Consider the following 13,134-nt stretch of genomic DNA (forward strand, 5'->3'; position numbering starts at 1 on the left):
AATGATTGCTCTCTGTTTACAAAAAACAGAGAGCAGGCAAAAATGGCGACATATCTGTTGTCTCTTTGCAATATGCGTTACCAAAGAAAAACCCCCGATAGTTATCGGGGTCTTTTCGTATTCAGTACTTATAAATGATTACAGCAGGAAATCGTCTAAAGATTTACCTTGCTCTTCGATTGCTTTCTTGATTACTGCTGGTGTGCGACCCTGACCGGTCCAGGTTTTAAGTTCGCCGTTTTCGTCAGTGTATTGATATTTTGCCGGGCGGGCAGCGCGTTTGCTTTTACCTGCAACTTTCGCTGAACCTAAAGATTGCAATAATTCGTTAGGGTCAATACCATCCGCAATCAGCATATCGCGATATTGTTGCAATTTACGCGCACGTTCTTCAACTTCAGCCTGAACTTGGCTATCTTCTTCGCGGCGTTCATTAACTACGACTTCCAATTTTTCCAGCATTTCTTCCAAAGTGTCTAAGGTACATTCTCTTGCTTGGGCTCGTAGAGTACGGATGTTGTTAAGAATCTTTAGTGCTTCGCTCATTGTGATAATCTCAAATTAATATTATTGGTGGCATGTAATGTGATAATAGAGCGCTATTTTCCTTTCTGCAATAGTCAAATTTGTAAGTTTGTTAAAAAATATCATTTTTAAAACAGAACTCACACTGCCTGTTACATAAATATAAATATTTTTCTGTTATCAAAAAATACATTTGGTACGCTGTCTTTCTATCTCAAACGGTAGGGAATGACTTATTGATGCCGCACCGTTGTTATAGGGAACGTTTATATATTTTATCATAACGGACCGTCACTGGTAGGCGTGTGGACAAAATGTGGTCGAAGAATAGACCATTGCGCAGCATGAAGACGAGTTGTTACAATAAGTGTTTACGACCCGAAGATCATTACCCCAAATAATTCAAGTTTCAGGCAGGCGGCAAGAGACGGACAAATTCGTCGGGAACGAATTTAACCAGCCAACGGCTGGCCTCTGGTGAGAGACAGGATGTCTATCATTTAATCCCGATGCGCTTACACAGGTAAGTGATTCGGGTGACAAATCTGCTCTCGGCAGATTTGAACGCTGCTCGCAGCGGCTTTTTAGGGCGAGGACCACGACGGGCCGAGTATTTAAACGTAGCCAACGCACATGCAACTTGAAGTATTACGAGTATATAGCCTGCCTTTTGGAGTAGCTAAGTGGCCCAACTTTATTTTTATTATTCTGCAATGAATGCAGGGAAATCGACGGCGCTATTGCAGTCGTCATATAACTACCAGGAGCGTGGGATGCGCACGCTGGTGTTCACTGCAGAAATAGATAATCGGCATGGCGTGGGGATAGTCAGTTCACGGATTGGCCTTTCTTCTCCGGCATTATTGTTTAATCCGCAGACATCCTTATTTGGATTGCTGGAGAAAGAGCACCGTGCTCAGCCCGTAGATTGTGTATTAATTGATGAATGTCAATTTTTAACCCGCGAGCAGGTGGGGGAGCTTTCCGATGTCGTGGACCAATTAGATATCCCGGTATTGTGTTACGGACTGCGTACTGATTTCCGTGGTGATTTGTTTTCCGGAAGTCACTATTTATTAGCGTGGGCAGATAAGCTGATCGAGTTAAAAACGGTCTGTCATTGCGGCCGTAAAGCCAACTGTGTATTGCGGTTAGATGCACAAGGTAATGCTGTCCACGAAGGAGAGCAGGTCGTTATTGGCGGCAATGAGAGCTATGTTTCTGTGTGCCGTAAGCATTATAAAATTGCGCTGGGATTAACCCGTAAAGAAAGCGAGTAATGCGGTTAAATATTCGGCAGGCAGAGCAATTAATAAACGGCGTATTGATGCGTGTCGATGCGGAGTACGAGTAATAAAAATGCCCAACCTTAAAAGGTTGGGCATCATTGAGAGATAAACCGCCTTTAGGTTAAGACGGTTACAGCCAGAACGTTAGTGTGCGGCTTTCTTGCTGATTTTAGCGGCTTTTGCTACAGGCTCAACCGCTTCTGTTTTTTCTTCTTCAGAGAATTTACGACCATAGTAAGTATCCAGCAGAATCTGTTTCAGTTCGGAAATAAGTGGGTAACGCGGGTTAGCGCCAGTACACTGATCGTCGAACGCATCTTCTGACAGCTTATCGACCTTAGCCAGGAAATCGGCTTCCTGTACGCCCGCTTCACGAATGGATGTTGGGATCCCCAGCTCAGTCTTCATTTCTTCCAGCCAGTTCAGCAATTTCTCGATTTTCTGCGCGGTACGATCGCTTGGAGTAGTCAAACGCAAGTGGTCGGCTATTTCCGCGTAACGACGGCGAGCCTGCGGACGGTCATATTGGCTGAACGTCGTCTGCTTGGTCGGGTTGTCGTTCGCGTTATAGCGAATCACGTTTGAAATCAGCAGGGCGTTAGCCAAGCCGTGTGGAATATGGAATTCAGAGCCCAGTTTATGCGCCATGGAGTGACAGACGCCGAGGAAGGCGTTGGCAAACGCGATACCTGCAATCGTCGCGGCGTTATGCACACGCTCACGGGCAACTGGGTTTTTCGCGCCGTCGCGGTAGCTGTCTGGCAGGTTCTCCTTCAGGAGTTTCAGCGCTTGTAACGCCTGGCCATCTGAATATTCGTTTGCCAGCACAGAAACATAAGCTTCCAGCGAGTGGGTTACAGCATCGAGCCCACCAAACGCACACAGTGATTTCGGCATATTCATGACCAAATTGGCATCAACAATCGCCATATCTGGCGTCAGCGCGTAGTCCGCTAACGGATATTTTTGCCCAGTTGCATCGTCGGTCACCACGGCAAACGGTGTTACTTCAGAACCGGTACCGGATGTGGTGGTAATCGCCACCATTTTGGCTTTGACGCCCATTTTCGGGAATTTGTAGATACGTTTACGGATATCCATAAAGCGCAGCGCCAGCTCTTCGAAGTGCGTCGTCGGGTGCTCATACATCACCCACATGATCTTCGCGGCATCCATTGGAGAACCGCCACCCAGCGCAATAATCACATCCGGTTTGAAGGAATGCATTTGTTCTGCACCTTTACGCACGATGCTCAGCGTCGGGTCAGCTTCAACTTCGAAGAACACCTCGGTTTCCAGTCCGTGCTGTTTCAGTACGGACGTCACCTGATCGACATAGCCGTTGTTGAACAAGAAGCGGTCGGTCACGATAAATGCACGTTTTGCGCCATCGGAGGCGACTTCTTCCAGTGCGATAGGCAGTGAGCCACGACGGAAATAAATAGATTTAGGAAGTTTATGCCACAACATATTCTCTGCTCGCTTGGCTACCGTTTTCTTGTTGATCAAGTGCTTCGGACCGACGTTTTCGGAGATGGAGTTTCCGCCCCAGGAGCCACAGCCCAGCGTCAGAGACGGAGCGAGTTTGAAGTTATAGAGATCGCCGATACCACCCTGAGACGCTGGGGTGTTAATCAGGATACGCGCCGTTTTCATCATATTACCGAAATGATTCACGCGCTCTGGCTGATTGTCCTGATCGGTATACAGGCAGGATGTGTGACCGATGCCACCCATTGCGACCAGTTTTTCCGCTTTAATGACGGCATCGTTGAAGTCTTTCGCACGGTACATCGCCAGCGTTGGCGACAGTTTTTCATGCGCAAACGGTTCGGATTCATCGACGGCTGTCACTTCACCGATCAGCACTTTGGTGTTCGCTGGGACGGTGATGCCCGCCATTTCTGCGATCTTCGGTGCAGGCTGGCCCACAATATCGGCGTTCAGTGAACCGTTTTTCAGCAGGATACCCTGTACGGCATGCAATTCTTTGCCTTTCAGCATGTAGCCGCCGTGGGTGGCAAAACGCTCACGCACAGCATCATAGATGCTGTCTACCACGATGACTGACTGTTCTGACGCGCAAATTACGCCGTTATCGAAGGTTTTCGACATCAGAATAGACGCAACAGCACGCTTGATATCCGCAGTTTCGTCAACGACAACAGGCGTGTTACCGGCACCTACGCCGATTGCTGGTTTACCGGAGCTGTATGCGGCTTTTACCATGCCCGGGCCGCCAGTCGCCAGAATCAGGTTGATATCTGGGTGGTGCATAAGCTGGTTGGACAGGTCGACAGACGGTTGGTCGATCCAGCCGATGATATCTTTCGGCGCACCTGCCGCAATTGCCGCTTGCAGAACAATGTCAGCGGCTTTATTGGTCGCATTTTTTGCACGTGGATGGGGAGAGAAGATAATCCCGTTACGGGTCTTCAGGCTGATCAACGCTTTAAAAATTGCAGTAGACGTGGGGTTGGTGGTGGGAACAATACCGCAGATCAGGCCAATCGGTTCGGCAATCGTAATGGTACCAAAAGTGTCATCAGTAGAGAGGACGCCGCAGGTCTTTTCATCTTGGTAGGCGTTATAAATGTACTCGGATGCGAAGTGGTTTTTGATGACTTTGTCTTCCACTATCCCCATGCCAGATTCGGCAACCGCCATTTTTGCCAGCGGGATACGGGCATCCGATGCAGCGAGTGCGGCGGCGCGGAAGATTTTGTCCACTTGTTCCTGAGTGTAAGTGGCAAATTCCTGCTGTGCCTTTTTCACTCTTTCGACCAATGCGTTAAGTTCAGCAACGTTGGTTACGGCCATAATGCTCTCCTGATAAATGTTAAACTCTTTCAGTCAATTGTTCGCCGGATAGAACAGTATAGATAAACAAGCGGGGTGCGTTTTCGTTACCTTGCTATTCTTTTCTGCCTATTTCGCATTAATTGACTCAAAGAGCTTGTCAGCCGCCGTTGTGGCGCGATTGTTGCTTTTTAAAATACTGTAACCGCCAATATCGTAGATTTTTGAAATATTGTTTTGAAATTACGTCAAAATTAAGAACATCTACGTGTCCGTTACGGTGTGAAGTGAGCATACCCATTTGTGGGTGCTTTTTTTGTGATCAATATCGATTTTTCTTTAAGCTGACACCATTCAGCAGGTTGATATTGATAACGATTATCATTAACCAGACAAAATAAGCGGCTTTTCTACCCAAAGGGGATTGTAAGGGATGGAACAGGCACCAGAGCAGGGCGTTGTTAGGGGGAAATTCCGGGCACGACGTTGTGCACATAATCGGAATGATCTGTTCGTATAAAACGTGTTCGCATAAACGAGGCTTATATCTTAATCGAGTTAGTTATTTTACGCGTGGCCGGCCGTAAGGGAATCGTGTGCTGTTGTCGTGCAAGATGAGTAGCGGAGTTGTTAAAATAATAACATTTTGGTCAGGTAATGACGCGGATAGGTAAGCATGCATCATCATTTTTGTGCTATGAAAATGATGAAACCCACTACGATGTTTTTTTGTTCAAAATATATAAATTGCTTAATATTTAAAAAACATCTGTTCTAAAATAGAAAAATAATTGTTTATCATGTAGTTAGTTATTATTTCGAACGATTGAAATAAAATGTTCACTGGGCTGTAGTAAAGAAAATTAAGCAACATCAATGTAAACATATTGGCGAATGTGTCTGCTTTTGATAGCTTCGAGTATCGACCTGCTATTCGTTATTCACCCATAAATTAATTTTATGATTTATTTGGATAATAGGCGATCTTTTCTGCTCTATGTGACGGCGATTTTTATACATAGGGTCCGGTATGGCGTTGTATCAAGACAGGGGCGTTTATAAAGTGAAAATTCGCAAAACAAAACGATGCTTTGTTACCAGTATGATTGCCGCAGCAGTGATGGCGTCATGCGTGAATGTTCAGGCTGCTAATGTACCTGCCGGTGTTGAGCTGGCGAAAGAGCAGGTTCTGGTGAGAAACAATGGCGCTGAGGTGTCATCACTGGATCCGCATAAAATAGAAGGTGTGCCGGAATCCAACGTCGCGCGCGATTTATATGAAGGGTTGGTGATTTCCGATCCTGATGGACACCCGATTCCTGGCGTCGCTGAGAAGTGGGAAAGCAGCGATTTTAAAGTCTGGACGTTCCATTTACGTAAAGATGCCAAATGGTCTAATGGCGAACCGATTACCGCACAAGATTTCGTTTATAGCTGGCAGCGTCTGGCCGATCCGAAAACCGTTTCTCCTTACGCCAGCTATTTGCAATATGGTCATCTGCTGAATATCGATGACATTATCGCCAGCAAGAAATCTCCCGATACGTTGGGTGTAAAAGCCCTCGACGACCATACGCTGGAAGTCACATTAAGCGAACCGATCCCTTACTTTTATAAATTACTGAATCACTCATCCCTGTCGCCTGTAAATAAAGCTACGGTGGAGAAATTTGGTGATAAATGGACCCAGCCGGAAAACTGGGTAGGGAATGGCGCCTACCGCCTTAAATCTTGGGTCGTGAATGAGCGGCTTGTGCTAGAGCGTAATACCCAATATTGGGATAACGCCAAGACCGTGATTAATCAGGTCACCTATCTGCCGATTGCTTCTGAAGTGACGGATGTCAACCGCTACCGTGCGGGTGAGATTGATGTCACCAATAATAAATTACCCATCGAGCTATTTCAGAAGCTGAAAAAAGAAATCCCACAAGAAGTTAACGTCAATCCCTACCTCTGCACGTATTATTACGAAATCAATAATCAGAAACCGCCATTTAACGATGTCCGGGTACGTACGGCTCTGCGCATGGGGCTTGATCAAGACATATTGACCAATAAAGTGAAAAATCAGGGCGATATTCCTGCCTATGGCTATATTCCTCCGTTTACGGACGGCTTGAAAGCGCATACGCCAGAGTGGTTTACCTGGCCACAGGCGAAACGTAATGAAGAAGCAAAAAGACTGCTGGCGGAAGCGGGTTATACCGCAGAGAAACCGCTGACATTTAATTTGCTCTATAACTCGTCAGATCTGCATAAAAAGATGGCGATCGCGGCGGCTTCTATCTGGAGACAGAATCTGGGCGTTGACGCGAAGTTGGAAAACCAAGAGTGGAAAACTTATCTCAGCACGCGTCATCAGGGCAATTATGACGTTGCGCGTGCCGGATGGTGTGCGGACTATAACGAACCGACATCGTTCCTGAACAGCATGCTGTCAGACAGTAGCAACAACACGGCGCATTATAAGAGCGCGGCGTTCGACAAACTGATGGAGCAGGCGGTTCAGGCGAAAACGGACGACGAACGTGCGCAAGTTTATCAGCAGGCAGAATCGCAGTTGGATAAAGATGCCGCGATTGTACCGGTCTATTATTACGCGAACGCTAGACTGATCAAACCTTATGTCGGTGGCATCACTGGCAAGGATCCGTTGGATAATATACGGGTGAAGGATCTCTATATCATTAAGCATTAATCCGCGGCTGTTTACGGTTTGATGCAAATGAAGTGAGCAAGCAGTGATTAATTTGGTGTTTAATCTCTGGTTACCCATTCCTGCCATGTGGGAATGGGTCGTGAGTCGAATCGATTAATCTTTTTCTCACCGGGCTCTAATTCAGGAATCGTGCTGGGATAACTTGCACGACAACATTACAGGAGAAAATAATGACACACATCACAACTAAAAAAAGAGTAGCTGCCGCTATTATCGCGGCATTAAGTAGCACGATGGCTGTTTCTGCCTTCGCCGCGACCGTTCCCGCAGGCGTTCAGTTAGCAGAAAAACAGGAGTTGGTCCGTAACAACGGTGCTGAAGTTTCCTCCCTTGACCCGCATAAAATCGAAGGCGTACCGGAATCCAACGTGTCGCGCGATCTGCTGGAAGGGTTGGTTATTTCCGACGTTAACGGTAAAACCAGTCCCGGCGTAGCAGAAAGCTGGGATAACAAAGATTTTAAAGTGTGGACGTTCCACCTGCGTAAAGATGCCAAATGGTCCAACGGTGAGCCGGTTACTGCACAAGATTTCGTCTATAGCTGGCAGCGTCTGGCCGATCCAAAGACAGCATCGCCTTACGCTAGCTATCTGCAATATGGTCATCTGCTGAATATCGATGACATCATCGCTGGCAAAAAATCCCCAGATACGCTGGGCGTGAAAGCGATCGACGATCATACCTTTGAGGTGACGCTTTCTGAAGCGGTGCCTTACTTCTATAAGCTGCCTGTTTACGTTGCGATGTCCCCAATCAATAAAGCCGTTGTTGAAAAATTCGGTGAAAAATGGACGCAGCCGCAAAACTGGGTCGGCAACGGTGCCTACAAGCTGAAAAGCTGGGTCGTAAACGAAAAAATGGTGCTGGAGCGTAACCCGCAATATTGGGATAACGCCCACACCGTGATTAATCAGGTGACGTATCTGCCGATTGCGTCTGAAGTGACGGACGTTAACCGCTACCGCAGCGGTGAAATCGACATGACATACAACAACCTGCCAATCGAACTCTTCCAAAAGCTGAAGAAAGAAATCCCGGATGAAGTGAAGGTTAACCCGTACCTGTGTACCTATTACTACGAAGTTAACAACCAGAAGCCGCCGTTTAACGATGTACGGGTGCGTACGGCGCTGCGTCTGGGCCTGAGCCAGGATATTCTGACCAACAAGGTGAAGAATCAGGGCGATATTCCTGCCTATGGCTTTGTTCCACCGTATATCGATGGCCTGAAAGCGTCAGTTCCAGAGTGGTTCACTTGGCCACAGGCGAAACGTAATGAAGAAGCGAAAAAACTGCTGGCAGAAGCGGGTTATACCGCGGACAAACCGCTGACGCTGAACCTGCTGTATAACACCTCCGATCTGCATAAGAAAATGGCGATCGCGGCGGCTTCTATCTGGAAACAGAATATCGGTGTGGACGTTAAGCTGGAAAATCAGGAATGGAAAACCTTCCTCAGCACGCGTCATCAGGGGACCTATGATGTTGCACGCGCCGGATGGTGTGCCGACTATAACGAACCTTCAACCTTCCTGAACAGCATGCTGTCTGACAGTAGCAGTAATACCTCGCACTATAAGAGCAAAGAGTTTGATGCACTGGTGGCGAAATCCTTGCAGGTGAAAACCGATGAGGAGCGCGCTGCGGTTTACCAGCAGGCGGAATCGCAGCTGGATAAAGACGCTGTCACCATACCGGTCTATTACTATGCGAATACCCGACTGGTGAAACCTTATGTGGGTGGATTAACGGGCAACGATCCGCAGGATAATGTTTACGTGAAAGATCTTTATATCATCAAGCACTAATAATAATGGCTGGCGCACGCTGCTGTGCTGCCAGCCTTTTATAGGTACGAGCAATGTTAAAATTTATTCTTCGCCGCTGTTTAGAGGCGATTCCAACGCTATTTATCCTGATCACCATCTCGTTTTTCATGATGCGATTGGCACCCGGCAGCCCTTTTACCGGTGAACGTAATTTACCGCCGGAAGTGATGGCGAATATTGAAGCCAAATACCATCTGAACGACCCCATTATGACGCAATACGGCAACTACTTGCTGCAATTGGTGCAGGGTGATTTCGGTCCTTCTTTTAAATACAAAGACTATTCCGTGAACGATCTGGTCGCGACGTCTTTCCCTGTTTCTGCAAAACTGGGGGCTGCGGCATTCGTTCTGGCCGTTGTTTTTGGTGTGAGTGCCGGTGTGATCGCCGCGCTGAATCAGAATACGAAATGGGACTATACCGTGATGGGCTTTGCCATGACGGGGGTGGTGATACCCAGCTTTGTCGTCGCGCCGTTGCTGGTGCTGGTTTTCGCCATTACGCTGCGGTGGCTACCCGGCGGTGGGTGGAACGGTGGGGCACCCAAATACATGATTTTACCGATGGTGGCACTGTCTCTGTCTTATATCGCCAGCATCGCGCGTATTACCCGAGGATCGATGATCGAGGTTTTACACTCTAACTTTATTCGCACCGCGCGCGCTAAAGGGTTACCGATGCGCCGCATCGTCCTGCGCCATGCGTTAAAACCTGCGCTGCTGCCCGTGCTCTCTTATATGGGGCCGGCGTTTGTGGGGATTATTACCGGTTCGATGGTTGTTGAAACCATTTTTGGTTTACCCGGTATTGGGCAACTGTTCGTAAACGGTGCACTGAACCGCGACTATTCACTGGTACTGAGCCTGACGATTCTGGTTGGCGGCTTAACTATTTTATTTAATGCGATCATTGACGTGCTCTACGCTGTTATCGATCCGAAAATTCGCTATTAATTGGGGGCGTTATGTTTTGGAATCGAAAAAACGTTGAAGCGTTAGAGAACTTCACCGAGCAGTCTGAGATTGAAGGACGCAGTTTGTGGCAGGATGCGCGTCTGCGCTTTATCCACAACCGTGCGGCGCTGGCCAGTCTGCTTGTTTTGGCCGTGATTACCGTGTTCGTGATTTTCGCCCCGATGCTGTCTGCATTTGACTACGCGGATACAGATTGGGGAATGATGTCAGCCGCGCCGGATATGACGTCTGGACACTATTTTGGTACGGATTCCTCCGGTCGTGATCTGCTGGTCCGTGTTGCCATCGGGGGCCGCGTCTCGCTGATGGTTGGCGTCGCGGCGGCGCTGGTTGCGGTGATCGTCGGAACGCTGTACGGCGCGATGTCCGGCTATCTGGGCGGGAAAGTGGATTCAGTGATGATGCGTCTGCTGGAAATCCTCAACTCATTCCCGTTCATGTTCTTCGTTATTCTGCTTGTGACGTTCTTCGGGCAGAACATGCTGTTGATCTTCGTGGCTATCGGCATGGTGTCCTGGCTGGATATGGCGCGTATCGTGCGCGGCCAGACGCTGAGCCTGAAACGTAAAGAGTTCATTGAAGCAGCGATGGTTTCCGGTGTCTCCACGCGCGGTATCGTGCTGCGCCACATTGTGCCTAACGTGCTGGGCGTAGTGGTCGTTTACGCCTCTCTGCTGGTGCCAAGCATGATCCTGTTCGAATCCTTCCTGAGCTTCCTGGGTCTGGGAACGCAGGAACCGTTAAGCAGCTGGGGCGCCTTGCTGAATGATGGTGCGAACTCAATGGAAGTGTCGCCGTGGTTACTGTTCTATCCGGCGGCGTTTCTGGTTGTGACGTTGTTTTGTTTTAACTTTATCGGCGATGGCCTGCGTGATGCCCTCGACCCGAAAGATCGCTGAGGAATATCGACATGAGCAAGATTGAATTAACTGGCGCGCACGACGCGCTGCTACATGTTCAGGATCTCCGGGTAACGTTCAAAACGCAGGATGGCGACGTGACGGCGGTTAACGACCTGAACTTCACGCTTAACGCCGGTGAAACGCTGGGGATTGTTGGTGAGTCCGGTTCCGGTAAATCACAAACGGCGTTTGCGTTGATGGGGCTGCTGGCTCGCAATGGTCGTATTGGCGGCTCGGCACGTTTTCGTGGCAAAGAGATTCTCAATTTGCCTGAAAGCCAGCTGAATAAGCTGCGCGCTGAAGAAATCAGTATGATTTTCCAGGACCCGATGACCTCGCTGAACCCTTACATGCGCGTCGGCGAACAGCTGATGGAAGTGCTGATGCTGCACAAACGTTTGAGCAAAAGCGAAGCGTTTGAAGAATCCGTCAAAATGCTGGATGCGGTCAAAATGCCGGAAGCGCGCAAGCGTATGAAGATGTATCCGCATGAGTTTTCCGGTGGGATGCGTCAGCGCGTGATGATCGCAATGGCGCTGCTGTGTCGTCCGAAGCTGCTGATTGCTGATGAACCGACAACAGCGCTGGATGTGACAGTTCAGGCACAGATTATGACGCTGCTGAACGAGCTGAAACGTGAGTTCAATACATCCATCATCATGATCACCCACGACCTGGGTGTGGTGGCGGGTATTTGTGACAAAGTGCTGGTGATGTACGCCGGACGTACCATGGAATACGGCGCTGCACGCGACGTCTTTTATCATCCGAGCCACCCGTATTCTGTTGGCCTGCTCAACGCCGTGCCGCGTCTGGATGCGGAAGATGACGTGCTGGCAACCATTCCGGGCAATCCGCCTAACTTATTACGTTTGCCGAAAGGCTGTCCGTTCCAACCACGCTGCCCGTATTCAATGGATGTCTGCCATAGCGCACCGGCGCTGGAATCTTTTGGTGATGGCCGCTTGCGCGCCTGCTTTAGAGCGATTGAGGAGGTGGTATGAACAACGCGGACGAAAAAAAGGTGTTGTTAGAAGTGGACGATCTGAAAGTCCACTTTGATGTCAGAGATGATAAGCAGTGGTTCTGGCAGCCGCCGAAAAAACTGAAAGCCGTTGATGGTGTGACGCTACGTTTATATGAAGGCGAAACGCTGGGCGTGGTGGGGGAATCCGGCTGCGGCAAATCCACGCTGGCGCGTGCGATTATCGGTCTGGTAAAAGCGACCGACGGACGCGTCACCTGGCTGGGCAAAGACTTGCTGGGTATGAGCGCTGCTCAATGGCGTGCCGCGCGTAGCGATATTCAGATGATATTCCAAGATCCGCTGGCATCACTGAATCCGCGTATGACCATCGGCGAAATTATTGCCGAGCCGTTAAAGGTTTATCACCCAGAGCTGGATCGACAGACGGTAAAAGATCGTGTGAAAGCGATGATGCTGAAGGTTGGGCTGCTGCCAAACCTGATCAACCGCTATCCGCATGAATTCTCTGGCGGGCAGTGTCAGCGTATCGGCATCGCGCGCGCGTTGATTCTGGAACCGAAGCTGATTATCTGTGATGAGCCGGTTTCCGCGCTGGACGTGTCGATTCAGGCACAGGTGGTTAACCTGCTGCGTCAGCTACAGCGCGAAATGCGTCTGTCACTGATTTTCATCGCTCATGACTTATCGGTCGTGAAACACATCTCCGATCGCGTGTTGGTGATGTATCTGGGTCATGCGGTAGAACTGGGAACGTACGATCAGGTCTATAAAAACCCGCAGCACCCGTATACCCGCGCGCTGATGTCCGCTGTGCCGACGCCCGATCCCGATCAGGAGCGGAACAAGAAGATACAGCTGCTGGAAGGGGATTTGCCTTCGCCAATCAATCCGCCATCGGGCTGTGTGTTCTGCACGCGTTGCCCGATTGTCGGCCCTGAGTGCTCGAAAACCCGGCCATTGCTGGAAGGGAGCTTTACGCACGCCGTTTCGTGTCTGAAGGTCGATCCGCAGGCGTTATTACCGGTGGCAGAAGCCGAAGCACAGTAATCGGTTATCGGCTATCGATGTAAAAAAGGCGTCTCCTGCGGGAGTAATGCTGATCAGTT

The 13,134-nt window shown here is 49.1% G+C and carries 9 protein-coding genes; 7 read left to right on the top strand and 2 right to left on the bottom strand.

The features are described from left to right. Window positions 1-138 precede the first annotated feature (138 nt). On the bottom strand, window positions 139-546 hold the full coding sequence (gene hns, locus LOZ86_RS10260; protein WP_039487091.1) for a histone-like nucleoid-structuring protein H-NS: 408 nt from the start codon (window positions 544-546) through the stop codon (window positions 139-141). Between the two features lie 662 nt (window positions 547-1,208). Between hns and LOZ86_RS10265 the strand changes: the two genes are divergently transcribed. Further along, on the top strand, window positions 1,209-1,805 hold the full coding sequence (locus LOZ86_RS10265) for a thymidine kinase (RefSeq protein ID WP_039487093.1): 597 nt from the start codon (window positions 1,209-1,211) through the stop codon (window positions 1,803-1,805). A gap of 153 nt (window positions 1,806-1,958) precedes the next feature. Here LOZ86_RS10265 and adhE read toward each other — a convergent pair whose 3' ends face one another. Then, window positions 1,959-4,634: a bifunctional acetaldehyde-CoA/alcohol dehydrogenase gene (gene adhE, locus LOZ86_RS10270; protein WP_039487095.1), complete on the bottom strand. Its 2,676-nt coding sequence runs from the start codon at window positions 4,632-4,634 to the stop codon at window positions 1,959-1,961. A gap of 1,081 nt (window positions 4,635-5,715) precedes the next feature. Here adhE and oppA (LOZ86_RS10275) point away from each other — a divergent pair. The 6 genes from oppA (LOZ86_RS10275) (at window position 5,716) to oppF (ending at window position 13,075) form a co-directional block, all read left to right on the top strand. Beyond that, the gene (gene oppA / locus LOZ86_RS10275; RefSeq protein WP_230243156.1) at window positions 5,716-7,314 is read left to right on the top strand and encodes an oligopeptide ABC transporter substrate-binding protein OppA; all 1,599 of its coding nucleotides are present in this window, start codon (window positions 5,716-5,718) and stop codon (window positions 7,312-7,314) included. A gap of 191 nt (window positions 7,315-7,505) precedes the next feature. Beyond that, window positions 7,506-9,143, top strand: coding sequence for an oligopeptide ABC transporter substrate-binding protein OppA (gene oppA / locus LOZ86_RS10280; RefSeq protein ID WP_010295222.1), 1,638 nt, complete (start codon window positions 7,506-7,508; stop codon window positions 9,141-9,143). A gap of 53 nt (window positions 9,144-9,196) precedes the next feature. Next, on the top strand, window positions 9,197-10,117 hold the full coding sequence (gene oppB / locus LOZ86_RS10285; protein WP_039487100.1) for an oligopeptide ABC transporter permease OppB: 921 nt from the start codon (window positions 9,197-9,199) through the stop codon (window positions 10,115-10,117). 11 nt (window positions 10,118-10,128) lie between these two features. Further along, complete coding sequence (gene oppC / locus LOZ86_RS10290; protein WP_039514141.1) at window positions 10,129-11,037, top strand: oligopeptide ABC transporter permease OppC; 909 nt, start codon at window positions 10,129-10,131, stop codon at window positions 11,035-11,037. 11 nt (window positions 11,038-11,048) lie between these two features. Next, window positions 11,049-12,044 (top strand): ABC transporter ATP-binding protein, encoded by a 996-nt coding sequence (oppD, locus tag LOZ86_RS10295; RefSeq protein WP_039487104.1) that lies wholly within the window; start codon window positions 11,049-11,051, stop codon window positions 12,042-12,044. Beyond that, window positions 12,041-13,075, top strand: a complete 1,035-nt coding sequence (gene oppF, locus LOZ86_RS10300) for a murein tripeptide/oligopeptide ABC transporter ATP binding protein OppF (protein WP_039487107.1) — start codon at window positions 12,041-12,043, stop codon at window positions 13,073-13,075. Before oppD ends, oppF begins: the two co-directional genes overlap by 4 nt. Window positions 13,076-13,134 lie beyond the last annotated feature (59 nt).

The organism is Pectobacterium parvum, assembly GCF_020971565.1.
Taxonomy (GTDB): Bacteria; Pseudomonadota; Gammaproteobacteria; order Enterobacterales; family Enterobacteriaceae; genus Pectobacterium; species Pectobacterium polare.